Raw genomic sequence first — 24,496 nt, forward strand, 5'->3', positions numbered from 1 at the left:
GCCCTAAGTATTCTTTCAACCTAGAGAAAGTTCACTAGAATATAATAGCACCCGGTTCACGGATTTACAAGTCCGTTTTCGTTTTTTTCACCGGGCGGCGACTCTTTTTCTTATCGGCCTCGAGCGCCGCAAAAAAGTCGAGATTTGTTTGCGTCTCACGCACACGACGCAAGAACTGATCGACGAAGTCCGGCGACTCGTTCATCGTGCGACGAATCGTCCAAAGCGAGTCGAGCTCGTCCTTGCCGAGGAGGAGTTCTTCTTTCCGCGTACCCGAACGACGGATATCGATGGCCGGGAAGATACGGCGTTCCGCGAGCTTCCGGTCGAGATGGAGCTCCATGTTGCCCGTCCCTTTGAACTCTTCATAGATGACGTCATCCATCCGCGAACCGGTATCGATGAGCGCTGTCCCGAGAATCGTCAAACTGCCGCCGTCCTCGATGTTCCGGGCCGCCCCGAAGAATTTCTTCGGTTTGTGGAACGCTGCCGGGTCGATCCCGCCCGAGAGCGTACGACCGCTCGGTGGGACGGACAGGTTATAGGCACGCGTCAACCGAGTGATCGAGTCGAGCAAGATGACGACGTCTTTCTTATGTTCGACGAGGCGCATCGCCCGCTCTAGCACGAGCTCCGAGATGCGAGTGTGATTCTCCGGTGTCTCGTCAAACGTCGAATAGGCGACGTCTGCACCCGGCACCGAACGTTGGATGTCCGTCACTTCTTCCGGACGTTCGTCGATCAATAGGATGATCAGTTCAACGTTCGGATGGTTCGTCGTGATGGAATTGGCGACTTCTTTCAATAGAGATGTCTTCCCGGCTTTCGGTGGGGCGACGATCAAACCACGTTGCCCGAAGCCGACCGGTGCGATCATATCCATGACACGGACCGATAGATGGTTCGGCTCCGTCTCGAGCACCATTTGCTTTTCCGGATAGATCGGCGTGAGCGCAGGGAAATAGTCGCGGTTCCGGGTCGAATCGGTCGTTTCCCCGTTGACCGCCTCGACGCTCAAGAGCCCTTGGAAACGTTCATTTTCTTTCGGTTTCCGGACTTTCCCGGTGACGAGATCCCCGTTCCGCAAACTAAAGCGGCGGATCTGTGAAGCGGCGATATAGATGTCTTCGGACGATTGGGAGTAGTTGATTGGTCGGAGGAAACCGAAGCCACCTTCATTTTGTGACTGCGGGTTCGGAGGGATGATCTCAAGGACACCTTCGAGGAAATAAAGGTCCTTCGATTCGGCTTGCGATTTTAAGATTCGGAACATGAGTTCACGTTTCCGTGCTTCCCGATATTGAGGCACATTCACTTCTTTTGCGATTTCATACAATTCTTTCAACGTCTTCGTCTCGAGTTCACGAAGCGTATAGTTTTTAGCTGGTTCTGTACTTTGCGTCATAAACGTCACCTGTCTTTCTTGTGATTCTATATTTGAAAAGTAATTGTAAAGTTCTTATTCATCTAATCACAATTCAATCATGCCGTCACTTTATATAAACGGCTACATATCAGTCTATTCCCTTGATTTTTAAAAGTTAACGTCCGGTACTCTTCCTTATGTAACAAAAAGGTCTCTATGCCTCCATATTGTTTCAAATATGTTACAAGAAAACTATTTTTGACTTGTGATTGAAAAATGCCATCGGTCTTACGCATGATATAGTTTATTTGCAGAGGAAACCGGGTAACAAACTCGACTTTTGCTCAACTATCGTAAACACACATCGATCATATACACTCACAGGGTTTTATTTTAAAAAACGGAGGGAATTATACTATGTTAAAGCGTTTCGCATCTATCATCGTCGCCGCCACTATCGCTTTCTCGGGTCTTGCATTCACAACAGGTGAACAAGCAGAAGCAGCTACTGGAACATTCGCTTACTCGAAAGTCAACGGCTTGAACATTCGGACATCAGCATCACTCAGCTCGTCAGTCGTTACGAAGATGAATAAAGGTCAACGCTATACATACCTCGGTAAAGTTGGCTCGTTCTACAAGATCAACTACAAAGGGACTCACCGTTACATCTCAGCGTCATCGACTTACACGTACTTGAAAGCAAACACAGCAACGGCTACTAAAGTGACAACGACTTCTTCTTCAAGCGCTCGTACGAAACTTGTCGCCGAGTCGAAGAAATACCTTGGCACACCGTACCGTTACGGCGGAACGACAACAGCTGGATTTGACTGCTCTGGTTACACAGGACATGTTTACAAGAAAGCGATCAACAAGTCAATCCCACGTGATTCACGCTCACAATACTCAAGCTCGAAAAAATTGTCGAAGTCAGCGATTCAAGCAGGCGACCTCGTATTCTTCTCACATAACGGCGGCACGATCCAACACGTCGGTATGGCAATCAGCAAGACACAAATGATCAACTCAGAAACAGGCGGCGTTAAATACGCGAGCTTCACATCAGGTTACTGGGCACCACGTTACGTCGGTGCTGGAACGTACCTCTAATTCAATAAAACCTCAAACGACTCGGTTCAGCGGAACCGAGTCGTTTTTTATTTACGAACATTTTGCAAAACGGCTTCCGTGCTCGTCAACACCGAGAACGTCCCGTCTGTCTCAAGGACGACCGCCTCGACTTTATCGTGAGCGGTCCCGCTCGAGCGGATGGCTTGGAGCACTTCGATCTCGAGCACGCGTTCTTTACGCATCTCCGCTTCTAAGTAACTCCCCCGATAATATAGCATCGTCGGTGTCGATTTGATCAGCTCGTTCACTCGTTTTGACCGATTGGCCAGCTTCGCCATGACGTATTGCAACGCGACGAGCGTGGCAAAAGCGACGAGCCCATTCAGTAGCGGTGTCTGTCGGCTCGTGAGCGTCGTCGCTAAGATCGAACCGAGCGCAACGGTCACGATAAAATCGAATGCGTTCATTTTCGAGAGCGTCCGTTTTCCTGATACACGTAATATGAAAATGATCGAGAAGTAAGCCCCGATCCCTGTCAAGATGATTTGCACCATCGTTTTGAGTTGATCCATCGTCTCCCCCCTTTTCTGTTTTTGAACAATCACTTCGAAAGCGTACTCGTCGTTCATCATTTTTGTTTCAAGGCACCCCGCGCGTTTGTCGCCGCGAAGACGACCATGATGACACTCATCCCTCCAGCCACGGCAAGGCCGGCCGACAAAGCGCCCCAGTCAATCGTCGGTTGGGTCAACACGGCCCGCATCCCTTCAAAGATATACGTCGTCGGATTGAACGTCGCCGCCACTTTGAGCCATTCCGCCTCGATCAACTCTTTCGGGACGAACGTCGTCGACAAGAAGATGAGCGGGAAGAAGAGAAGTGTCCCGGCCTGTGCGGCTTGGGCGTTCCGTGTCTTCAAGGCGACCCCGACCGAATATCCGGCAAAAGCGAGTCCGAATCCGAGAGCGAGCAAAACCGTGAACAAGAAGCCGACCACACCGACCGGAATCGATAACCCGAGTAAGAACGCGACGGCAAAGATAAGCAACGTTTGAACGAACAGTTGCAACATCCCGGCAATCATCGGTCCGAGCACGATGGCAGTCCGCGTCGAAGGTGTGAGCAGCAACCGGGCGAAATAGCCGCTCTCGATGTCACGCACTAACGCTTGGCCGGCACCCCCGGCCCCGCCGACAGCACCTGAGACGATCGATACCGGCAAGATGAAATTCAAGTAGTCGCCGCCGCCGAACTGCGGCAATGCGGCCACACTCGACAGCCCGCTCGTATAGACGAGCAAGAAAAAGACAGAAATCATCAAGTTCGGGATAAATGAAAATGGGTTGCGGATCGTCGTCATTAGACTCCGCTTTGTAAACAACCACGTTTCAGTCCACACTCGGCACACCTCCTTCGTACGATTCGCCCGTCACTTTCAAGAATACGTCGTCAAGTGACGGCTGTTTCACCGTGAGCCGCTCCGGCTGTAACGCCTGCTCATCGAGTTTCCGGACGACGTCGGTCAACGTGTAGTCGCGAAGTTCGAAGACGAGGCTCGGTCCGGTCGCGGCTTGTCCGAACAGCTCAGCGGCGGCTCGTGCTTCTGCATCGGTATGAAACACTAGAGAAATCGACTCGCCTCCGACGGTCTGCTTCAATTCTTCTGCTGTCCCTTCGACGACAATCTTACCGTGATGGATGATGGCGATGCGATCGGCCAGCTCGTCCGCCTCCTCTAAATATTGGGTCGTCAAAAAGATGGTCGTCCCGAACTCTTGATTGAGACGCCGTACCTCTTTCCAAATCTCGATTCGACTCGCCGGGTCGAGCCCGGTCGTCGGTTCATCTAAAAACAGTACGATCGGACGATGGACGAGCGTGAGCGCCAAATCAAGCCGACGCCGCATCCCGCCGGAATACGTGCCACTCTTTCGGTCAGCCGCATCCGCGAGTGAGACGACCGACAGCAGTTCCTCGGCCCGTGCTTCTGCTTCACGTTTCGTCATTTTGAACAGCCGACCTTGAAGGACGAGCAATTCCCGGCCGGTCAACACTTTATCGATGCCCGTCTCCTGGAGGGCGACACCGATGGATAACCGGACGTCCTTCTCCCGCTTGACGACATCAAACCCGTTCACGCGCGCCGACCCGCTCGTCGGTCGAATGAGTGTCGTCAACATCTGTATAGCCGTCGATTTCCCGGCCCCGTTCGGACCAAGGAACGCAAAGATTTCTCCTTGTTTTACTGAAAACGATATTCCGTCGACGGCCGGAACATCCCCGAACGTCTTGACGAGTGACTCTACTTCGATCATCGACCCCACCTCCTGCCTTACTCATTCCCGTTCTATTCATATTTTAAATATGAAAGAACGCATCAAAAAAGCTGCAGAGAGAATCTGCAGCTCGAGAGAATTAAGGTTTCATGACCATTTTCGGTTTTTTCTTCAATGAATGAATCCCTTCGACGAAACGGACCGTACCCGATTTGGCGCGCATGACGACCGAGTGTGTCTGACCGCCCTGACCCGTGAATTGGACACCACGGAGCAGTTCACCGTCTGTCACACCCGTCGCCGCGAAGATACAATCCTCGCCTTTGACGAGATCGTCAAGAAGCAGGATGCGTCCCGTGTCAGCGATGCCCATATCTTGGCATCGTTTTTCCTGGGCCGCGTCTTCCGGCAACAACCGTCCCTGGAAGTCACCACCGAGGCACTTCATGGCGACGGCTGCGATGACGCCTTCCGGCGCCCCGCCCGAGCCTAGCAAGAGATCGACACCGGTTTTCGGGAACGCCGTGTTGATGGCCGCCGCGACATCGCCGTCCGGAATCAACTTGATACGAGCTCCCGTTGCCCGGACTCGTTGAATCATCTCTTCATGACGGTCACGGTGCAAAATCGTGACGACGACGTCTTCGACGTTCTTGCCCTTCGCCTTGGCGACGATCGCGATGTTTTCTTCGATCGAGTTGTCGAGGCTGATCAGTCCCGCCGCTTCTGGACCGACCGCAATCTTATCCATATACATGTCTGGCGCGTGAAGGAGATCACCTGCGTCCGCGACCGCGAGCACCGCGAGTGCGCCCCATGTTCCCGTCGCGACGATGCTCGTCCCTTCGAGCGGATCGACGGCAACGTCGAGGCGTGAGCCGTAACCGTTCCCGACTTTCTCGCCGATGTAGAGCATCGGTGCCTCGTCCATCTCACCTTCCCCGATGACGACGATCCCTTTCATCGGAATCGTATCGAACACTTCGCGCATCGCTGTTGTGGCTGCGTCGTCCGCTTGTTCTTTCAAGCCTTTCCCCATCCAGCGGGCCGAAGACAGCGCTGCCGCTTCTGTGACCCGGACCAATTCCATTGATAAACTACGTTCCACCCGAATTCTCCCCTTTGTTACTCGGACATCTCATCGACCCAGACGAGGGCGCCGAGTTGTTTTAGTTTGCCGACGAAGTCGACGTACGAGTCGTTCAGACGTTCCGCATAGAGAACCGTCGACTCTCCCGTTGCCTGCAAACCGGCCAAGACGAGTGCCGCGGCGCTCCGCGCATCGGCAGACTCCATCTCAGCGTTCGCAAGCGTCGTCCCGCCACGAATGACGGCCGACGAATCTTCAAGCGTGATTTGCGCGTTCATCCGCCGCATTTCGGCGATATGACGGAAACGTTGGACGTATAGCTTATCCGTCACGACGCTCGTCCCGTTCGCTTTCAACAAAGCGGCTGACATGATCGGTTGCAAATCGGTCGGATAACCCGAGTAGTGGAAGACGCGAATATCAATCGGCTCAAAAGCTTTCGCCCGAACCGTGATCGCTTCTTCCCCGACCTCGACTTCAGCACCGTAATCAACTAATTTTTGGATGACCCCTTCTAAATGGGTCGGAATAACGTTTCGAACCGTCACTTCCCCTGCAACCGCACCGTAAATCATAAACGTTCCGGCTTCAAGGCGGTCTGGGATCAGCGTATGTGTACAGCCGTGCAAGCGTTCGACCCCTTTAATTCGAATCTCATCGGTCCCGGCACCGATGACGTATGCACCCATCGATGTCAGCATCGTCGCGACGTCGACGACTTCCGGATCAGTCGCGGCATTTTCAATGACGGTCGTCCCTTCGGCAAGGACCGCGGCGAGCATCGCGCTCACCGTCGCCCCGAATGAGCGAAGGTCGAGGTAGATCCGATTGCCGGCCAACTTGTCGGCGTTGACGTGATAGAGACCCGACTCGTTCTCGACTTTGATGCCGAGACGTTCTAGCGCTTTTAAATGTAAATCGATCGGTCGTGGACCAATCGCATATCCCCCTGGTAATCCAACGGCCCCTTTCCCAAAACGAGCTGCGAACACACCAAGTAAGTAGACAGCGGCCCGGACTTTCCGAGTTTCTGAGCCGAGCAGCGGCATGGCGACGGCATCTTTTGCATGAAGCGTCATCCGCTCCCCGTCCCGCTCGATTGTCACCCCGAGTTCTTGTAATAGGCTGAGCATCACTTCGACATCTTCGATGACGGGGACGTTCTCGATTGTCACCGGTTCTTCGGTAAGAAGTGCTGCGACGAGACAAGGCAAGGCACTCTGTTTGGCGCCACTAATGTCAACTGTTCCTTCAAGTTTCTGCTGTCCAACGATATGGAGAATTTCCACGATGATCAAACCTTTCTACGACGAACTTATTTGGATTGAGCGTTATTCCAATCCGCTAAGAACTGCTCAATCCCTTTGTCAGTGAGCGGATGATTCATCATCTGTTCGATGACTTTGTACGGTACCGTGGCGATATTAGCACCAAGTAGAGCTGCTTTCGTCACGTGGACCGGATGGCGAACGGACGCGGCGATGATTTCCGTATCGATGCCATGGATGGCAAAGATATTCGCAATCGTCTCGACGAGGTCGAGACCGTCGTGGCCGATATCATCAAGGCGACCGATGAACGGCGAGACGTATGACGCACCCGCCCGAGCTGCTAAGAGCGCTTGGTTGGCGTTAAAGATGAGCGTCACGTTCGTCTTAATGCCGAGCTTCGAAAGCTCATTGACAGCAATCATACCGGCTGCTGTCATTGGTACCTTAACTGTAATATTCGGCGCGATCGCCGCGAGTTCCTTTCCTTCTTTGACCATACCCTCTGCGTCGAGTGCAATAACTTCCGCACTGACTGAAAGGTCCCCGACGACCTCACAAATCTCACGGAGCCGCGTATGGAAATCGACGCCTTCTTTCGCGACGAGCGACGGATTCGTCGTCACGCCCCCGATGACGCCCATTTGGTGGGCTTTCTTGATGTCTTCCACATTTGCCGTGTCAATGAAAAAACGCATGTACATGTCCTCCTCGAATCGGATTGTAATCGCTTACTCTCTTATTATGAGGAAATCGACACGGAATTGCTATACCCTTTACGTCAGCGCGGCGATGCCGAGCATCGAAGCGGCAAGCAAGATCATCCCGGCGAGCGTCCCGACGGCCCATGACTTCCTATAATTTTTTTCAACAAAAAAGCCAGTTCTCACGAGGAGAACCGACTGATGTGACAAGATTACGCTTGGTTGCTTGAACCAAACTCACGCATTTTACCAGAAACGACGTTGTAGATCGCTTCGATACCAGGTCCGATGACTTTACGTGGGTCATATACTTTCGAGTCAGTGTTAAGCTTCTCACGTACCGCACGAGTCCATTCTTGTTGGCACTCTGTGTTGACGTTGATTTTGCTGTGACCGAGCTCGATTGCTTTTTTGATTTGGTGCTCAGGGATTCCTGAACCGCCGTGAAGAACGAGTGGCGTTTTCGTCGCTGCTGCGATTTCTTCCATCTCTTTGAAGCCGAGGTTTGGCTCGCCTGCGTATTCTCCGTGTACAGAACCGAGTGCCGCTGCAAGAGCGTCAACTTTCGCTTCTTTAACAACACGGACACACTCGTCGAGGTCAGCGTATTGTACGCCGCCAACGACGCCGTCTTCTTCGCCGCCGACTGTGCCAACTTCCGCTTCAACTGAAGCGCCTTTAGCGTGTGCGTATTCAACGACTTGTTTCGTCATTTCGATGTTTTCTTCGATCGGGTGGTGTGAACCGTCGATCATAACAGACGTGAAACCAGCGTCGATCGCTGCTTTACACTTGTCGAATGAAGAACCGTGGTCGAGGTGGATTGCAACTGGAACAGTGATGTTGTAGTCGTGCATGAGACCTTCAGTCATTTTAACAACTGTTGTGAAGCCCCCCATGTATTTTGCTGCACCTTCTGATACACCGAGGATAACTGGTGATTTCTCGTCTTCCGCAGCGCGAAGAATCGCTTGCGTCCACTCGAGGTTGTTGATGTTGAATTGGCCGACTGCATACTTGCCTTCGAATGCTTTGTTAAGCATTTCTGTCATTGATACTAATGGCATAATGATGTCCTCCTCTGTTCGCTGTTGTGCACTGTGGGAAAAGTGACCCTGTGCAATTCGTTCCCATTATAACACACGTCAAAACTTGTGCCTATGCTATTCGCATATAGAAATGGCCCCGCGCAAGCGTTTACATATGTCATCTTCGTGACGATTCACTGAATGCCGAGCACTTCTTTCACTTTCTCGATCATGCCGTAAATATCGAACGGCTTCTCGAACTGAGCCGTGATCCCAAGGCGGCGCACTTCTTCGATTGTCGATTTTTCCCCAAATGCGGTCATGATCATGACCGGTGTGTCGATGTCGTTGTTCCGCATGTTCCGTAACACTTCATGCCCGAACATGCGCGGCATGTTCATATCGAGCAGCACCAAATCGTAAGTACTTTGTTCTAGCTGTTCCCAAGCGCTCAAGCCGTCCTGGGCCGTGTCGACCTCGATACCCAGATTTTTAAACACTTGGGCGAGCATCAAGCGAATTCCATCTTGGTCGTCTGCGATTAGCATGCGTGACATCTAGTTACCTTCTTTCCGTAGCTTCTATAGCTTTGTGCGATAATATAACCATACCAAAATCGTTTTCGTTTGGCGACGCGTCATTTTCTAAAAGAAGGAAACGAGGCTCACGTCCCCGCCTCCCCCGCTTGCTCCATTTTCAATTCAAAGGGAACGTCTCGTTCGTCGGCGATTTCATACGACGTCACCGTCCCTTCATCCTTCACGTACAATTGCAAAAAATCACCTTCTGCGAGCCGTGAGTCAGACGTGAATGTGAGCGAACGCTTTTTTCGTTCCTCATCATAGCCGATTGTCGTATACACATAGTCCGTCCCATCTCGCTCCGCCGTCTCCACCTTCGGGATTTTCACATAATATGTATCCGCGAACAGACGGTCCAAATCGATGACCAACCATCCGGCAAAGACCGCGAGACAGACTGTGACGATGAGTACTCGGTTCCGTTGCATGTGCATCCCTCACTTCTATTGATCGCTATCTTCCAATACCATATATGAACGATTCCTAAACGCAACGCTTCTTGTTATACTCGACGTACAAGACATGATGGGAGACACGACATGAAGCATTTATTCGGATTTTTACTTTTTTTAGTGACGCTTGCCGGAGGTGTCGCCATCACGGCTGGGACGTTCGGAGAAGAGCCGTCCGCCGACGCGTATGAAGATGTTTATGAAGACGATATACCGCTCGCTACTTCAATAGATGCGGAATTTGAAGACGTGCCCGAGACGTTCAAACTCATCTCCGAGGTTTTCGACGAACCGATTTCAGCAGAAGACGTCGAGCGCATGCATCTACTCGTCTCCAATCCAGATTTAGACGAGGCGACCGTGCATCCGCTCGGTGAACTTGAAGTCACGTATGACGGACAGCCGACAACGCTCATCGTCGAAGCGGAAGTGTATCGCGAGGACGGAACGTATATTGTCTTCTATTTTTCGGGCGACGAGGAGATGGTCTTCGCAATCGATGATCGGATCACAGCGTACTATGAAGAATTAGGCATATGAAAAGGAACTTCGCTCGCTTGAGCGAAGTTCCTTTTGGTTTACGTTTAGTCGATCGTGACCGGGACGACGGCGAGGTCGATCTCTTTCTCGACTTCTTCCCGCTCCTCGGCGAGACGTGCATCCGACCATTTGAAGACATCGGCCATACAGCGCAAGACACCGTCTTTATAGTCTCTGACGAAGTCGATGTCGAAGAACATCGCCCCTGTCCGACGGACGAGGAAGTCGATGGCACGGACGACCGACTCTTCTTCGATGCCGTACATCAACTGCGCGTAGACGATCTCGGGCAGGTCATAAGCGTTCGTATCCATCCGCTCGACGACGCGATCGATGTTCGATCCGTAGAGACGGACTAACTGCTCCGCTTTCACGTCATCGAAACCAAGGTTTTTCAGCTCGTCTTTCTTCTTCGTCAAGAAGTCGTCAAAGCCGTTCGAACCGCCCACATGTCCACCCGACATCGGCATATGTTTCGTCCGTGAAGCGAGGAAGACGATACCCTCTTCTTGTTTGAGTAGCTTCGCGACGAGATCGACGACCGTCTCAGACATCTTCCGGTAGCCTGTCAACTTACCACCGGCGATTGTGATCAGGCCGCTTTCCGATTGCCAAATCTCATCTTTCCGTGAGATCTCGGACGGGTCTTTGCCTTCCTCATAGATGAGCGGACGGATGCCGGCCCAGCTTGACTCGACGTCATCTTCCGTCAACGACACATCCGGGAACATATAGTGGATCGCGCCCAAGATATAGTCGCGGTCTTCTGTCGTCATGCGCGGATGCGCCTTATCCTTATCGAAGAACGTGTCGGTCGTCCCGACGTACGCTTTGCCGTCACGCGGGATGGCGAACACCATTCGGCCATCTGGTGTATCGAAGTAAGTCGCTTGTTTGAGCGGGAACTTCGATTGATCGATGACGAGATGAATACCTTTCGTCAGACGAAGCATCTTGCCTTTATTCGAGCCGTCCTGCTCACGGAGCACGTCGACCCATGGGCCGGTCGCGTTGATGACTTTTTTCGCATAAATTTCATACGTCTCCCCGTCGATTTGATCTTCGACGTTCACGCCGACGACTTTGCCTTGCTCGTAAATGAGACCGGTCACTTTCGAGTAGTTTAAGAGGAGTGCGCCATGGTTCGCCGCTTCTTTCGCGACTTCGATCGTCATGCGCGCATCGTCCGTCCGATACTCGACGTAATAACCGCCACCGACGAGCCCGTCTTTTTTGACGAGCGGTGACTTCTCGATCACCTCTTCCGGCGTCAACATCAAACGGCGCTCCGCTCGTTTGACGCCGGCCAACAAGTCATACACCATCAGCCCGAGCGCTGTCGAGAGCGGTCCGAACGTGCCGCCTTTGTGCATCGGTAGAAGCATGCGCTCTGGCGTCGTGACGTGCGGTCCGTTCTCATAGACGATGGCGCGTTCTTTCCCGACCTCGGCGACGAGTGCGACTTCGAACTGTTTCAAATAGCGCAAGCCACCATGGACAAGTTTCGTCGAGCGGCTCGATGTTCCAGCCGCGAAGTCTTGCATTTCAAGAACCGCCGTCTTCATTCCCCTTGAAGCGGCGTCGAGGGCAATCCCGGCACCGGTGATGCCCCCACCGACGACGAGGATGTCATGACGCTCACTCGTCAATTGTTCGTATCGCTTGGCACGTTCTTTTGCTGAGAAGTTTCTGATTTCCATCTTATTCCCTCCTATAATGAATCCGGTTCGTATAAACAAAGAGACCACAACAAAACAAGGCTTCGCCCTCTATGTCGTGGTCTCTCTGTAATCTCCAACCGGTTATCAACTTTTCTCCTGTATTATACCCTATTCTCCATTCTTCAACCATCGACCGGCTCACTAGACACGCAACCTGCCCGACCGAAAGCGTCACGCTCGCAATTTGAAATTCAGAAGACTAGACTTCAAAGTATCACTACGAAGGAGGAGTTTTCATGAAACGCATGTTACAATCTTTTCAATTTAAAAACGGCGTCGAGCTTCATAACCGGCTCGTCCTTGCGCCGATGACCCATTATTCGTCCGAGCCGACAGGTGAGGTTTCGGAGCACGAACTCGCCTACTATCGGAAGCGAGCGAAAAATGTCGGTCTCGCCATCACGGCGTGTGCCTATGTGACAGAAGACGGTAAAGGATTCCCGAACGCGTTTGGCGCGAGCGACGATCACTTCATCACCGGTCTCCGTCAACTCGCTGAAAGTTTGAAGGCGGAAGGTGCCAAAGCCATTCTGCAAATCTTCCACGCTGGGCGCATGTCTCCTCCAGAGCTCGTCCCGAACGAACAACCCGTGAGCGCAAGTGCGGTCGCACCCGTCCGTGAAGGTGCCGCCACACCGCGTGCCCTCGAGACAGAAGAAGTCGAGGCAATCATCGAAGCATTCGGTGAAGCGACACGCCGTGCCATCGAAGCCGGATTTGACGGCGTCGAGATTCACGGAGCGAACACGTACTTGATCCAGCAGTTCTTCTCACCGCACTCAAACCGCCGAGACGACCGCTTCGGAGGCGACGTACAGGCGCGTCTCACGTTCCCGCGTGAAGTCATCCGTTCTGTGAAAGCCGCGGCGAAAGACGCTGACGATTTCTTGATCGGCTATCGCTTCTCACCAGAAGAAGTCGAAGAGCCAGGTATCACGCTCGACGACACGGACGTATTGATCGACATGTTGCTCGAGGAAGGACTCGACTACCTCCACGCCTCGCTTTGGAACTTCAATATCGGTTCGATGCGCAACGAGAACGTGATGGAGCGCTCGATCGACCGGATCGCGAAACGCATCAACGGTGCCGTCCCGCTCATCGGAGTCGGACAACTTCAGCGCCCTGGTCAAGTCGAAGACGCTTTGAACGTCATCGACCTGGCCGCGCTCGGCCGTGAACTCATCATCGACCCTGACTGGCTTGAAAAAGTGCAAACGGATCGTGAAGATGAAATCGAAACGGCGCTTGACTTGAACAAGCAAGCCGAACTCGCTGTCCCGGCCCCACTTTGGAACGCCATCACGACACGTGCCGGCTGGTTCCCAATCAAAGACGAAGCAGTCAAATAAGCAAGCTGTCCGCAGACATAAGTCTGCGGATTTTTTATTGCGTTCGGAGACGAGACCGGAATGTGACACAAATAAGTCTCTTCAGACACAATTCCGTCACATTTATCATCTTTTTCACCACTCCTTTCGTGTTGACCTAACTTTCCAAGCATTCGCCCCATTCGTAAGCTAAGGACAGGAAGCGTTTCCTCATTGAGACCGCGGCTCGAGACCAATCATTCGTTCCGTCTGTCTGTTTGACCTTGTTTTGAAAGGGGCATATATATGACAAAAAAGCCGTTTGATCTCGATGTACACAACAAACAGCTTAATCAACATCACCAGCGCACAAAACAAGCGGCTGAAACGTATCGCAACAAAAGCAAAGAACTCGAACACCACCTCGAATCATCCACACGTTCCCGAGAAGAAGCACTCGCCAAAGAAATCGCCGAGCTGAAGCAGGCGACGATGCGAAACGCTCAACGAGACAAATGAACGATTCCCGATGGTACGATGAAAGAAGTGACTTGACCGGTGGAAAACAAAATCGAACGCCAATTTATGAACCACTTGCAGCGCGACAAAAACTTATTTGCTGACTTTCAGCTGCTCGATAACTTTTATGCGCTCGACCAACAGATTGTGAGTGCGCTCCGGAGCGCCCATCCGGTCCGGGCCGAGCAATTGCTTGAAACGTTGACGTTCGACCTTTTGAAACTTCCGGTCACGGATGAATATAGGAGTGTCCGCTTCTACTATCGCGGACTCGTCTATCACGTCATCCGCATGATCCCGGTCGACAACCCGAACGTCCAGACCGCGCTCACTTATACGAGTGCGCTCCTCATCTTGATCGACGAACTGACGACGACGCTCGACTTCATCTATGCCGTCCCGGTCATCGTCGATTCCTTGACGAAGATGATGGCTTTCTTGTCTCCACCCGTATCGACCAATCCGAACGTGACGACGATCATCCACTTGATCGAGGACCATCTGCAAGAACCGGCGTTATCGCTCCCTTGGATCGCCCAACGAATCGGTATGTCGAACAACTATCTGTCGGCCCTGTTCAAACAAGAAGTCGGGGAAAGTGTGCCAGAACGGATTCGCAGGCGACGGATCGATGCGTCGATCGCCGACCTGCTCGGTACGAATCTGCCGATTTGTGCCATCGGCGAAAAATACTGTTTTACCTCTTGCACGGCGTATATTACCACGTTCAAGACGTACAAGCAGATGACCCCGCTCCAATACCGCCAATTGTTTCTCACGTCTAAAAAGCGCGACGCCTCAACTTGAGACGTCGCGCTTTTGTTCGTCTTCCCATTCTTCCCGAAGCATGCCCATCCGAATCGAATCGTAACGCTCACCACGGACGACGCGGACGCGCCGCATCCGACCTTCGAGCTGCATGCCGATTTTTTCAGCGACGCGCACCATGCGCTCGTTCCCTGACCACGTCGTCAATCCGACCCGGACCGTCGAGAGCGTGTTAAACAGATGGTCGATCCAAAGTTTGAGCGCCCTCGTCCCGACACCTTGATTCCAGCGGTCTGACTGATGAAGGATGATCCCGACTTCGAGCCATTCCTTCCCGGCGTCCTCATAATAGTAGGACACCGTACCGAATACCGTCCCATCGACTTCGACGACCCACATGTCGTCACGTCCGACGTGGCGGTCCGCCTCCTCCTGATACGCATCATAACTTTGCGCGCGATGTTCAAAATACGGTGCGTCCCACCGTTTCCATTCGGGCGCCGCTTCTTTGTAAATCAATTCCCATAACCGTCCCAAGTCGCGCGCCTCGATCGGTCGAATGATCAGGTTCTCATCTCGATACATAATCTCTTCCTCTCCGTATATGCTCTTCACTCATTCGAGACGTCAGTTCGAATTCCCTTTTCTACGTTTGCGCCAGACGAGCGCCAAGATGACGAGGATCAAGCTCGCCGTCACCGAGACGACCGCGAACGGGCTCGTACCGGTCACGAACAATTCACCGAGCGTGACCGAATAAGCTAATCCGAACGACGTGACGAGCTTCGCTCCGGCTGCGATCATCACGAAACGTCCGAACGGTACGCGGCTGAATCCGGCCGCCAAACAAATGACTTCGTCCGGTAAGATCGGGATGATGAACAAAACGAGCAAGACACCGAGACCGTACTTGCCGACATAACGGTCATACGTCGCGAGCTTATCCGCATCGATCAAGTGCATGACCCGCTCCCGTCCGAACCGCGCGAGCCCGTACATGACGAGGATGCCGAGCGTCGTCGCGACACTGCCGATCATGGCCGCGCGCAACGGACCGAGGGCGACACTGCCGATCGGGACGCTGATCGCTTCCGGGACCGGCAACGCGATCGGCTGCAGGAAACTGAAGGCGGCGAACACCCAGACCGCATGAGCCTCATAACGTTCGAGCAGACGATCGAGCCCATACGTATCGTATAAGATGAGACCGAATGAGACGTAATAGATCAAGACAAATAATAAAAACAACGTGAATGTCACTTTCAACATCTGCTTCAAATAGACGCTCGACCCTTCACGGATCGACCGCAACAGACCGATCGATAGAGCCAACAGGACAACCCCGGTCCATCCGAGTTGATACGGCAATAAGAGTGTCGGCAAGACGACGAACGGCAATATGCTCAACGCGACTAATGCGACCCCATACCCCCAGTAAATCATGTTTCGTTCCCCCATGTGACATCGCCCTCTCCCCGTTCTACTCTTAGTTTACCCGGATTTAGGTGAACATGTATCCATCCTAAGCTGTTGAAGCGGTCAGTCTTTTGCCCGAGAAAAAAGGCCACGACCGAAAACGGTCGTGACCTCTCCCTCACTCTGCGAGTGCTGCTTGGATGAAATCGTGGAACAAGCGCTGCGGGCGCTCAGGACGCGAAATCAATTCTGGGTGGAACTGTGACGCGACGAACCACTTGTGTTCTGGAATCTCGATGATCTCGACGAGACGGCCGTCCGGGCTCGTCCCCGAGAACTTGAATCCTTCCGCTTCGAACGCTTCACGGTACTCGTTGTTGAACTCGTAGCGATGGCGATGACGCTCATAGACGAGCTCTTGGTTGTAAGCGGCGTGCGCTTTCGTGCCCGGCTCAAGCTTACAAGGGTAAAGGCCGAGGCGGAGCGTACCACCGAGATCTTCGATATCTTTTTGCTCAGGAAGAAGGTCGATGATCGGGTAGTTCGTCGTCGGATCGATCTCCGCCGAGTGGGCGCCGTCTAACTTCAAGACGTTACGGGCAAACTCAACCGTCGCGAGTTGCATCCCGAGACAGATCCCGAAGAACGGGACGTTGTTCTCACGCGCATAACGCGTCGCTTCAATCTTCCCTTCAATCCCACGCTCGCCGAAGCCGCCCGGGACGAGAATACCGTCGGCGTCGCCGAGAAGCGCATCGACGTTTTCAGCCGTCACCTCTTCTGCGTTGACCCAGTCGATGTCGATGTCGGCGTTGAACGCGTAACCGGCATGTTTGAGCGATTCGGCGACCGAGATATAGGCGTCGCGGAGTTCGACGTATTTTCCGACGAGCGCGATCTTCACTTTCTTCTCGAGGTGCGTGACCGTATGGACAAGGTTTTTCCAAGCCGTCATGTCAGCCGGTGGCGTGTTGAAGCCGAAGTAGTCGTTGACGAGCTGGTCCATGCCTTGTTTTTGAAGGTTGAGCGGCACTTCATACAACGTCGACGCGTCTTGTGCCTCGATGACCGCTTCTTTGCGTGTGTCGCAGAAGAGGGCGATCTTTTCACGCATCTCTTCCGGGATATCATACTCGGTACGGAGCACGATGATGTCCGGCTGGATTCCGTAACTGCGGAGCTCTTTGACGCTGTGTTGTGTCGGTTTCGTCTTCATCTCGCCAGCTGCGCGAAGGTATGGGACGAGCGTACAGTGAACATACATGACGTTTTCTTTGCCGATGTCGTTCTTCACTTGTCGAATGGCCTCAATGAACGGAAGCGACTCGATGTCCCCGACTGTTCCACCAATCTCTGTGATGACGACGTCCGCGTTCGTCTCGCGGCCGGCACGGAAGACGCGGTCTTTAATCTCGTTCGTGATATGCGGGATGACTTGGACCGTCCCCCCGTTATAGTCACCGCGACGTTCTTTTTTCAATACCGTCGAGTAGATGCGCCCCGACGTCACGTTCGCGTTTTGCGACAAGTTGATGTCGATGAAACGCTCGTAATGTCCGAGGTCAAGATCGGTCTCGGCGCCGTCGTCCGTGACGAACACCTCACCGTGCTGGTATGGGCTCATCGTCCCTGGGTCGATATTGATATATGGGTCAAACTTTTGAATCGTTACGTTCAAACCTCGGTTTTTAAGCAGACGTGCGAGTGAAGCGGCTGTGATCCCTTTACCGAGTGAAGATACTACCCCACCTGTTACGAAAATATACTTTGTCATCATCATTCTCCTCTCTTGAATGCCCACATCGGGAAACGAAAAACAAAAAAAGCAAAAGTGCCCCCACTGACATGGGGGACACTTTTGCTGCATCGTACGTGCTAAACTAGCCCATGACTAATTTACGTCAGAGACGATGCAGTCGTCAAGTTATTATTTTTTTCTTGGTTACGTGTGCCAAAAAAGAAAAAGAGACACGCCTAGCCGGGACAAATGCCCGGCTTTTTGCGGTCTCTTATAAGTCGTCCTCGTCTTCAAGGTCGAGGTCGTCGTCTAAGTCGTCGTCCTTGAACTCGTCAAGGTCTGGTACTTTTTCAGTTTCATCATCCGCATCAAATTCAGATGCATCGAAATCTTCACCTTTAGCAAAGACGTCAAGGTCGTCTTCGATGTCGACGATGCCTTCGTCCGTCTCATCGAGATCTTCCTCAAACTCGTCGAGCTCGCCGCGTTGGCGTGCCTCGATGACGAGATCTTCGTCTGACTTATCGAACGGATACCAAACACGAAGCGCCCAACGGTTAGCTCCCAAGTTGACGAATAGTCCGTCGATGTTCATGTCCGTGTAGAGTTGCGCGATTTTCTCGAGCTCTTCCTCTTCACTTGTGAACGTATAGTTTTGTCTGATCTGCTCGCGGATTTCATCAAATGAAACTGGTTGCTCCCCAGTCTTTTGAAGAATTTCGTAAACAAAATCGATCAACGATTTATTCATTAAAGGACACTCCTTTTCCGTCACTAGTTAAACATCACTCCTCATTATAAACAAAACCGATATAAAAAAGCTAGAGGAAATTATTTCGGTTACGCTTGATTTTTATTGACGCGTTGCCAATAGATTGTAATCAATCCAACGTTAAACAACCAAGTCAGATCGAGTACCCCCATCATCCAGCCGCGAGGAATTTGAAACGACAGCTCGGCATTGACTGTCTGTCCAACGTAGAGACCATAGCTTAATATTCCGACCATCAAAGCGGAATAGGCGACGACCATGCCAAATCGTTTCCATAGTTGAAGCAGTAACGAAGCAAACTCTTTGTTGTCTCCATAGTATTCATATAAGTAGACGTGCCCGGCACTTGAGTACATCGTTTGAACGTAACCGCTCACGAACAGGACGGGAATGAACACGAGCGGTTCGATGAAACCTAAGAAAAACACCAGAGATGAGACGAACAGGACGAGATAAGGACGGCGAGCCAACTCGAAAACGCGACTAATCAATACCCAACCGATAACCCCTGCCAAAAATGGGACAAATACATAGAAGAGGAGTACTTGAAACGAATATAGGGCGAGACTGACGAATACGGCACCGATCAATGTCCATCCCCCGAACAAGCCGACGACGAACGCAAGCAATTGGACTTGTCGCGTCCTAGTCGCGCTGACGTATGTTCTCGTCCGTTCTTGGAACAGAACCCAGCCCACATATCCTAGTAAAATGACCATCAACAAAAATATTTCAATGTAGCCTCTCGTTCCTTCTAACAAACTAAGAAGACGGCTCACTAACGTAAATAATGTGACGGCGATGAAGGCGCCCACAAACTTTACCGTCGTCAATGTCCAAGTTGCCGTTTTTTGGAGTGGCAATTTTCTCACGAATAACCATGGCAGGACGAGGCTGACAAGGAATAAGATGACGGCCCCGTTGTAAGATTGGGTGAGCGTGTATGAGAATGCGGCGATCCACGCAACGAGTGCCAATACGAGCGGCAATGAACTCCCTTTGTCCTCCGTCGGTTCTTTTGGTACAGACAGTTCACTCAGTTGGGACAAAATCGTCGTCATGATCGACCCGACGCCAATTGAGCCGACGCCGACTAAAAATGCACTCAACTCAACGGCCCATTCAAACGGCAACAAAAAGCAGATCAGTCCGCCGACCAGTACCCATAAAGCAATCAAAAACGTCTGTTTCGACCCGAGACGACCGATGACATAAACCCACAACAATAGACCCGACATACTCGCGACATAAAAAATCATGAATGGGATTAAACCCCCGGCGCCTTCTTCTAATGCCATGACTGACAAATACAAAATTTGCGGGAGGATTTGGCTGCTGAGCGCACTCACGATGGTCAACAAAACAATAACGTTTTTCATGTGCGTCCCCTTCTTTCTTAGCGAACACTTACACAAATGCTTCTTTGAATCTTTTCCCCGGTTTCGCGACTGAATAACAATGACTCAAAATTATCCAGTTCGCTTAGTCGCTAAGAATAAAGCGATTACACATCCACCCCTTACTTTTTTCACAACTTAGCCGATATAAAGGAGACACCTCTATTCTACATATGATGAAAAAGGAGATTTTTGAATGACACTCTTCCGTAAACCGAAAAAACCTGATTATACCGCATCAATCGCTTTCCCTGACGCAACGACCATCGCACAACCATCAGACAAACGCCTGAGCGGACGCGCGCATTATATGGGCTATACGTCGACTCAAGTCGAACGACTTCAAGCGATGGCCCCACTCGTCGAATCCGTGCTTGATGACGTGTTAGAAAGCGTACTCGACCATTTGATGTTGCAGCCTGACATGGTCAAGATCGCCAACGCTTCATCGACGCGCGAGCGTTTGAAAAAAGTATTCGCCGACTACTTCCGCAGCTTGTTGACGGGTCGGATCGATGAGAAGTTTCTCGCCATGCGTAAACGCATGGGACAGACACACCATAATTTCTCGGTACCGGTCGTCTGGTTCCTCGCGACGTATTCTGCCTTCAACACGTTGCTCGTCCCGAAAATCGTCGAGCACTATCAACACGACCCGGCGGCGATGACCGAGTCGTTGCTCGCGTTGTCTCACGCGATGAATTTAGACGCTCAAATCGTGACCGAGCAGTACGTCGACGCCAGACTCGGTGAAATCGAATCGGCAAACGCGGCCCGGACCGATTTGTTGACCGATATCGGTCGTGTCAGCACGGAAGTCGCGACGACGATGGAACGGACCGGCGCCGCCATGTCCGAGACGAGTGACCGGGCCCACCAAGTGTTGTCTGAAACCGAACAGACGGAGAAGATGAGCCGTCACTTGATGGAACTGACGCAAACGAACGGCAAACAGATCGAGCAGATGGAGACGGAGTTCACGCAATCGGCGACATACGTCGACGCCTCGCTCGAGCGCATCACAGCACTCAAAGACGGCTCGCAAGAGATCGTCAGCATGACCCGCAGCATCGAACAGATCGCCAACCAAACGAACTTGCTCGCGTTGAACGCCTCAATCGAAGCGGCCCGGGCCGGTGAGCACGGCAAAGGCTTCGCCGTCGTCGCGACCGAAGTCCGGACGCTCGCCGAGAACGCCAAACAACTGAGCAGTCAGATTAACGTACTCATCCACGAGAACGAGACGAACATCGCCGCCCTGCTCGACCAGATGGGACAAATGCATCGGACGAACGACGAGGCGATGCGCCAGTTGAGCGCGGTCAAAGTCGGCTTCTCGACCGTGAAAGACGAGATGGGCAACTACGTTCTCTCATTCGAACGCAACAAGCAAGACCTCGGACAGATGGTCGAGACGATCTCAGCCATCAACGAGACGACGCAAGGACTGTCTCACCTCACGTCTTCACTGCTCACAAAATCCGAAATGTAAGTAAACGAAATCCGGGCCTGGTCGCTGACCAAGCCCGGATTTGTTTCATTGTAAGATTGGTTCTGGTACTTCGATCGGCTTCAGTGAGCGATCGAGCAGCTCGACGACGTCGAACGTTCCGACCGTCTCATCGACTTCTTTCGCTTTCGTACCGTCCGAGAGCATCGTCAAGCAGTACGGACATGCCGAACCGATGACCGTCGGCTTCGTCTCGAGCAACTGCTCGGTCCGAGCGACGTTGACACGCGTCCCGACTTTCTCTTCTTGCCACATGAGTCCGCCACCGGCTCCACAACACATGCCGTTCTCGCGGTTACGTGCCGCCTCGACGAGCTCGACACCTGGAATTCGTTCGAGGACGAAACGCGGTGCGTCATAGACGTTGTTATAGCGGCCGAGATAGCACGAGTCATGGTAGACGACGCGTTCGTTCACGGCGAAGTCCGGCTTGACCCGTCCCGTATCGAGCAGTTCGGCGAGCAGCTCGGTATGATGGTACACTTTCACACCAGTCAGCCCGAAGTCCGGATACTCGTTTTTGAACGTGTTGTACGCGTGCGGGTCGACTGTGACGATTTTCGTGACGCCGTATTTCTCGAACAGTTTGATGTTCGCTTCGGCGAGTTCTTGGAACAATAGTTCGTTCCCGATTCGGCGCGGTGTGTCCCCTGAGTTCTTCTCCTCGTTTCCGAGGATGGCGAACGAGACACCGGCCTTGTTTAAGACACTCGCGAAGCTTTGGGCGACTTTTTGGCTACGGCTGTCGTAAGAGCCCATCGCCCCGACCCAGAAGAGAAATTCGAACTCTTCTCCCGCTTTCTTTTTCTCTTTGGCAGTCGGGATGACGAGCTCTTCCCGGTCTTTGCGCCAGTTTTCGCGCTCTTTCCGGTTCATGCCCCACGGGTTGCCTTGGCGCTCGATGTTCGCGACCGTACGTTGCGCCTCAGGGTCCATCTTCCCTTCCATCATGACGAGGTAACGGCGAAGGTCGATGATTTTATCGACGTGCTCGTTCATGACCGGACATTGGTCTTCACAGTTTCGGCATGTCGTGCACGCCCAAATCTCTTCTTCCGTGATGACGTTGCCGATCAACTCATCGGCGACGAGCATGTGCCCGTTTTGGGCCGCGGCCGCGATCTCCGCACCTTGCGTGTTTTGGAACATGAGGGCCGGTGCCCACGGTGATTTCCGCGTGATGGCCGCCCCTTTCATGTTCATATGGTCACGCAGCTTGACGATGAGATCCATCGGCGACAGCATCTTGCCGGTACCGGTCGCCGGACAGACGTTCGTACAGCGCCCACACTCGACACAAGCGTACAAGTCGACGAGTTGCTTCTGGTTGAAGTCCTCGATTTTGTTGACACCGAAGACGACTTCTTCGTCCGACTCTTCCGCGTCTTCCATCGCCGAGAAATCGACCGGCGCGAGACGGCCGACTTTGTGCGTCCGGCCGAGCCAGACGTTTAACGTGCCGGCGATCAAGTGGGCGTGCTTGCCTTGCGGGATGTAAATCATGAAGCTGAGCAAGAACATGAGGTGTAGCCACCAGAAGACGACGAACAAGGCGAAAGCGACGCCCCCAGGTACCCAAGCGAACGCTGAACCGATCAGTGTCGCGACCGGTTCGCCCCACATCGGCAGCTCTTCTTTATAGACGAGATAGAACCCGTTGCCGAACAAGACCGATACCATGAGCCCGCCGATGAAGATGAGGGCGAGGCCGGCCATAAAGTTCCGCTTCAAGCGCACAAGTTTCTCGACGTAACGGCGGTAGAATCCCCAAACGACCGCGACGAGAATCATGAGCATGACGATTTCTTGCATGAATGTGAAAATCGGATAGAGCGGACCGAGCGGCACGTGCGGGAAACGGGTTCCGACGGCGAGCCCTTTCCAGATGAAGTCGATGGCCCCGAATTGGACGAGGATGAACCCATAGAACATCATGACGTGGATGATCCCGCTCTTCTTATCCTTCAGTAGTTTCTTTTGACCGAACACGTTGATCATGACTTGTTCGAGCCGTTCCTTATTCGTTTGGCTCCATTCTGCCTTCTTCCCAAGCTTGATGAACGTATAACGCTGATAGACGAGCGTCGCGAACAAATACAGTCCATAGCCAAGAACGAGCAAGAATAGAATCCAGTTGACGATTAAAAATGTCGACATCCCCAAAACTCCCCCTTATGAAAACGGATTCAATCTTGAGTTCAGTATAACAAAAAGTGAATGAACAGTCATTCATTTTCTTGTTGGAATCAAAAGTCGAGCACATGTTTCAAGAACAACAAGATGCCGCCGTAGCCGAAAACGGCGAGCACGAACGTCCGGAAGTGGAGGTTGCGGTCGGCCGGCAGCTCGAACTTGACGATATTGAGGATCATCGCCCCGGCGACGAACGCGAACAGGAGCGCCTCGACGTGCGTCGCGAGATCGATGAAACGAGCGAACAAGCCGCCAACGAGAATCCCGCCGCTTAAAAAATAACGGCCTTGCGTCAAATAACGTTCCCCGTAGTGACGGTACAAGTCGTGACCGACAGCGAGGAAATGGACACCGAGCGCGGTCGCATAAAAACTACGTGCCACAAACGTGACCGATGTCGCCGTGACGACGTAAGCCGAGAACGACATGTATGCCGTCAGAAGCGTCACTTGAAGCCAATACGACACGTTTCGGTCAATCGTCTCGTCTTGAAAGTACGGTGTCCGCACGAACCGCATCGTCCCGTAGAAGACGGTGAAACCGAGCAGACTGACGACGTAAATCTCTGACGGCAAGGCAAGGTCGAGCCAGTTGACTTGAAGCGTATCTTGGCGCTTGTTGAGCGATGGCAATAAATACATGAAAAAATACGTGATGGCGATCCCGCTCGAAAATGAGAACCATTTTTTAGACGGTACCCGGTCGCGTGGAAACAAATAAATCCCAAAGAAATTGATGAGCACTAAATACACGACAATCCAGTTCGCCATCCC

At 52.5% G+C, this 24,496-nt stretch carries 24 protein-coding genes; 6 read left to right on the forward strand and 18 right to left on the reverse strand.

Annotated features, from left to right (window positions below):
* Positions 1-64 precede the first annotated feature (64 nt).
* The gene (gene rho / locus EVJ23_RS05045) at positions 65-1,405 is read right to left on the reverse strand and encodes a transcription termination factor Rho (protein WP_070328201.1); all 1,341 of its coding nucleotides are present in this window, start codon (positions 1,403-1,405) and stop codon (positions 65-67) included.
* A 378-nt stretch (positions 1,406-1,783) separates the two neighbouring features.
* Between rho and EVJ23_RS05050 the strand changes: the two genes are divergently transcribed.
* The gene (locus tag EVJ23_RS05050; protein ID WP_070328202.1) at positions 1,784-2,479 is read left to right on the forward strand and encodes a C40 family peptidase; all 696 of its coding nucleotides are present in this window, start codon (positions 1,784-1,786) and stop codon (positions 2,477-2,479) included.
* A gap of 47 nt (positions 2,480-2,526) precedes the next feature.
* Here the strand turns inward: EVJ23_RS05050 and EVJ23_RS05055 are convergent, their stop codons facing one another.
* From EVJ23_RS05055 to EVJ23_RS05095, 9 genes are all read right to left on the reverse strand, one after another.
* On the reverse strand, positions 2,527-3,012 hold the full coding sequence (locus EVJ23_RS05055) for a DUF421 domain-containing protein (RefSeq protein WP_070328203.1): 486 nt from the start codon (positions 3,010-3,012) through the stop codon (positions 2,527-2,529).
* Between the two features lie 56 nt (positions 3,013-3,068).
* Positions 3,069-3,839 carry an ABC transporter permease gene (locus EVJ23_RS05060; protein ID WP_070328204.1) on the reverse strand — a complete coding sequence of 257 codons (771 nt, stop codon included), beginning with the start codon at positions 3,837-3,839 and terminating at the stop codon, positions 3,069-3,071.
* Positions 3,829-4,755, reverse strand: coding sequence for an ATP-binding cassette domain-containing protein (locus EVJ23_RS05065; protein ID WP_070328205.1), 927 nt, complete (start codon positions 4,753-4,755; stop codon positions 3,829-3,831). The genes EVJ23_RS05060 and EVJ23_RS05065 overlap by 11 nt, the downstream gene beginning before the upstream one ends.
* A gap of 100 nt (positions 4,756-4,855) precedes the next feature.
* Positions 4,856-5,824: a class II fructose-bisphosphatase gene (gene glpX, locus EVJ23_RS05070; RefSeq protein WP_070328206.1), complete on the reverse strand. Its 969-nt coding sequence runs from the start codon at positions 5,822-5,824 to the stop codon at positions 4,856-4,858.
* 17 nt (positions 5,825-5,841) lie between these two features.
* Positions 5,842-7,095 (reverse strand): UDP-N-acetylglucosamine 1-carboxyvinyltransferase, encoded by a 1,254-nt coding sequence (murA, locus tag EVJ23_RS05075; RefSeq protein WP_070328207.1) that lies wholly within the window; start codon positions 7,093-7,095, stop codon positions 5,842-5,844.
* A 26-nt stretch (positions 7,096-7,121) separates the two neighbouring features.
* Complete coding sequence (gene fsa / locus EVJ23_RS05080; RefSeq protein WP_070328208.1) at positions 7,122-7,772, reverse strand: fructose-6-phosphate aldolase; 651 nt, start codon at positions 7,770-7,772, stop codon at positions 7,122-7,124.
* 218 nt (positions 7,773-7,990) lie between these two features.
* Positions 7,991-8,845, reverse strand: a complete 855-nt coding sequence (gene fba, locus EVJ23_RS05085; protein ID WP_131464610.1) for a class II fructose-1,6-bisphosphate aldolase — start codon at positions 8,843-8,845, stop codon at positions 7,991-7,993.
* Between the two features lie 155 nt (positions 8,846-9,000).
* Complete coding sequence (locus tag EVJ23_RS05090) at positions 9,001-9,363, reverse strand: response regulator (protein ID WP_070328210.1); 363 nt, start codon at positions 9,361-9,363, stop codon at positions 9,001-9,003.
* Between the two features lie 107 nt (positions 9,364-9,470).
* Positions 9,471-9,815: a YxeA family protein gene (locus tag EVJ23_RS05095; RefSeq protein WP_161567013.1), complete on the reverse strand. Its 345-nt coding sequence runs from the start codon at positions 9,813-9,815 to the stop codon at positions 9,471-9,473.
* 111 nt (positions 9,816-9,926) lie between these two features.
* On the opposite strand from EVJ23_RS05095, the gene EVJ23_RS05100 reads away from it, so the two are divergent.
* A complete protein-coding gene (locus EVJ23_RS05100; RefSeq protein ID WP_131464614.1) occupies positions 9,927-10,379 on the forward strand; it encodes a hypothetical protein in 453 nt (150 codons plus the stop codon).
* 44 nt (positions 10,380-10,423) lie between these two features.
* Here EVJ23_RS05100 and EVJ23_RS05105 read toward each other — a convergent pair whose 3' ends face one another.
* Positions 10,424-12,079, reverse strand: coding sequence for a glycerol-3-phosphate dehydrogenase/oxidase (locus EVJ23_RS05105; RefSeq protein WP_131464616.1), 1,656 nt, complete (start codon positions 12,077-12,079; stop codon positions 10,424-10,426).
* Between the two features lie 257 nt (positions 12,080-12,336).
* On the opposite strand from EVJ23_RS05105, the gene EVJ23_RS05110 reads away from it, so the two are divergent.
* From EVJ23_RS05110 to EVJ23_RS05120, 3 genes are all read left to right on the forward strand, one after another.
* Positions 12,337-13,452 carry an NADH-dependent flavin oxidoreductase gene (locus tag EVJ23_RS05110; protein ID WP_070328214.1) on the forward strand — a complete coding sequence of 372 codons (1,116 nt, stop codon included), beginning with the start codon at positions 12,337-12,339 and terminating at the stop codon, positions 13,450-13,452.
* Positions 13,453-13,716: 264 nt separating this feature from the next.
* Complete coding sequence (locus EVJ23_RS05115; RefSeq protein ID WP_070328215.1) at positions 13,717-13,929, forward strand: hypothetical protein; 213 nt, start codon at positions 13,717-13,719, stop codon at positions 13,927-13,929.
* A 39-nt stretch (positions 13,930-13,968) separates the two neighbouring features.
* Positions 13,969-14,736, forward strand: coding sequence for a helix-turn-helix transcriptional regulator (locus EVJ23_RS05120; protein WP_070328216.1), 768 nt, complete (start codon positions 13,969-13,971; stop codon positions 14,734-14,736).
* On the opposite strand, the gene EVJ23_RS05125 is transcribed toward EVJ23_RS05120, so the two are convergent.
* The 5 genes from EVJ23_RS05125 to EVJ23_RS05145 form a co-directional block, all read right to left on the reverse strand.
* Positions 14,728-15,282 (reverse strand): GNAT family N-acetyltransferase, encoded by a 555-nt coding sequence (locus EVJ23_RS05125; RefSeq protein ID WP_131464618.1) that lies wholly within the window; start codon positions 15,280-15,282, stop codon positions 14,728-14,730. The two genes, EVJ23_RS05120 and EVJ23_RS05125, sit on opposite strands and share 9 nt — an antisense overlap.
* Positions 15,283-15,324: 42 nt before the next feature.
* A complete protein-coding gene (locus tag EVJ23_RS05130; protein WP_236633442.1) occupies positions 15,325-16,140 on the reverse strand; it encodes a TVP38/TMEM64 family protein in 816 nt (271 codons plus the stop codon).
* Positions 16,141-16,291: 151 nt separating this feature from the next.
* Positions 16,292-17,887: a CTP synthase gene (locus tag EVJ23_RS05135; protein WP_070328303.1), complete on the reverse strand. Its 1,596-nt coding sequence runs from the start codon at positions 17,885-17,887 to the stop codon at positions 16,292-16,294.
* 235 nt (positions 17,888-18,122) lie between these two features.
* Positions 18,123-18,602 carry a DNA-directed RNA polymerase subunit delta gene (gene rpoE, locus EVJ23_RS05140; RefSeq protein WP_070328219.1) on the reverse strand — a complete coding sequence of 160 codons (480 nt, stop codon included), beginning with the start codon at positions 18,600-18,602 and terminating at the stop codon, positions 18,123-18,125.
* A gap of 89 nt (positions 18,603-18,691) precedes the next feature.
* A complete protein-coding gene (locus tag EVJ23_RS05145) occupies positions 18,692-20,002 on the reverse strand; it encodes a hypothetical protein (protein ID WP_131464620.1) in 1,311 nt (436 codons plus the stop codon).
* A gap of 214 nt (positions 20,003-20,216) precedes the next feature.
* Between EVJ23_RS05145 and EVJ23_RS05150 the strand changes: the two genes are divergently transcribed.
* A complete protein-coding gene (locus EVJ23_RS05150; RefSeq protein ID WP_131464622.1) occupies positions 20,217-21,512 on the forward strand; it encodes a protoglobin domain-containing protein in 1,296 nt (431 codons plus the stop codon).
* Between the two features lie 45 nt (positions 21,513-21,557).
* Here the strand turns inward: EVJ23_RS05150 and EVJ23_RS05155 are convergent, their stop codons facing one another.
* Positions 21,558-23,687, reverse strand: a complete 2,130-nt coding sequence (locus EVJ23_RS05155; protein ID WP_131464624.1) for a (Fe-S)-binding protein — start codon at positions 23,685-23,687, stop codon at positions 21,558-21,560.
* Between the two features lie 89 nt (positions 23,688-23,776).
* Positions 23,777-24,493: a hypothetical protein gene (locus EVJ23_RS05160; RefSeq protein ID WP_131464626.1), complete on the reverse strand. Its 717-nt coding sequence runs from the start codon at positions 24,491-24,493 to the stop codon at positions 23,777-23,779.
* Between the last annotated feature and the right edge of the window lie 3 nt (positions 24,494-24,496).

The sequence above is a fragment of the Exiguobacterium sp. SH1S1 genome (genome assembly GCF_004337245.1).
Lineage (GTDB): Bacteria > Bacillota > Bacilli > Exiguobacteriales > Exiguobacteriaceae > Exiguobacterium > Exiguobacterium aurantiacum_A.

Bases quoted from the DNA above. Each gene is read 5' to 3' on its own strand.
- EVJ23_RS05055 (WP_070328203.1), bottom strand. From the start codon at position 3,012: ATGGATCAACTCAAAACGATGGTGCAAATCATCTTGACAGGGATCGGG.
- EVJ23_RS05065 (WP_070328205.1), bottom strand. From the start codon at position 4,755: ATGATCGAAGTAGAGTCACTCGTCAAGACGTTCGGGGATGTTCCGGCC.
- EVJ23_RS05150 (WP_131464622.1), top strand. From the start codon at position 20,217: ATGACACTCTTCCGTAAACCGAAAAAACCTGATTATACCGCATCAATC.
- rho (WP_070328201.1), bottom strand. From the start codon at position 1,405: ATGACGCAAAGTACAGAACCAGCTAAAAACTATACGCTTCGTGAACTC.
- EVJ23_RS05145 (WP_131464620.1), bottom strand. From the start codon at position 20,002: ATGAAAAACGTTATTGTTTTGTTGACCATCGTGAGTGCGCTCAGCAGC.
- EVJ23_RS05090 (WP_070328210.1), bottom strand. From the start codon at position 9,363: ATGTCACGCATGCTAATCGCAGACGACCAAGATGGAATTCGCTTGATG.
- rpoE (WP_070328219.1), bottom strand. From the start codon at position 18,602: ATGAATAAATCGTTGATCGATTTTGTTTACGAAATTCTTCAAAAGACT.
- EVJ23_RS05160 (WP_131464626.1), bottom strand. From the start codon at position 24,493: ATGGCGAACTGGATTGTCGTGTATTTAGTGCTCATCAATTTCTTTGGG.
- fsa (WP_070328208.1), bottom strand. From the start codon at position 7,772: ATGCGTTTTTTCATTGACACGGCAAATGTGGAAGACATCAAGAAAGCC.
- EVJ23_RS05155 (WP_131464624.1), bottom strand. From the start codon at position 23,687: ATGTCGACATTTTTAATCGTCAACTGGATTCTATTCTTGCTCGTTCTT.
- EVJ23_RS05095 (WP_161567013.1), bottom strand. From the start codon at position 9,815: ATGCAACGGAACCGAGTACTCATCGTCACAGTCTGTCTCGCGGTCTTT.
- EVJ23_RS05050 (WP_070328202.1), top strand. From the start codon at position 1,784: ATGTTAAAGCGTTTCGCATCTATCATCGTCGCCGCCACTATCGCTTTC.
- EVJ23_RS05135 (WP_070328303.1), bottom strand. From the start codon at position 17,887: ATGACAAAGTATATTTTCGTAACAGGTGGGGTAGTATCTTCACTCGGT.
- EVJ23_RS05110 (WP_070328214.1), top strand. From the start codon at position 12,337: ATGAAACGCATGTTACAATCTTTTCAATTTAAAAACGGCGTCGAGCTT.
- EVJ23_RS05115 (WP_070328215.1), top strand. From the start codon at position 13,717: ATGACAAAAAAGCCGTTTGATCTCGATGTACACAACAAACAGCTTAAT.
- EVJ23_RS05130 (WP_236633442.1), bottom strand. From the start codon at position 16,140: ATGATTTACTGGGGGTATGGGGTCGCATTAGTCGCGTTGAGCATATTG.
- fba (WP_131464610.1), bottom strand. From the start codon at position 8,845: ATGCCATTAGTATCAATGACAGAAATGCTTAACAAAGCATTCGAAGGC.
- EVJ23_RS05100 (WP_131464614.1), top strand. From the start codon at position 9,927: ATGAAGCATTTATTCGGATTTTTACTTTTTTTAGTGACGCTTGCCGGA.
- EVJ23_RS05125 (WP_131464618.1), bottom strand. From the start codon at position 15,282: ATGTATCGAGATGAGAACCTGATCATTCGACCGATCGAGGCGCGCGAC.
- EVJ23_RS05105 (WP_131464616.1), bottom strand. From the start codon at position 12,079: ATGGAAATCAGAAACTTCTCAGCAAAAGAACGTGCCAAGCGATACGAA.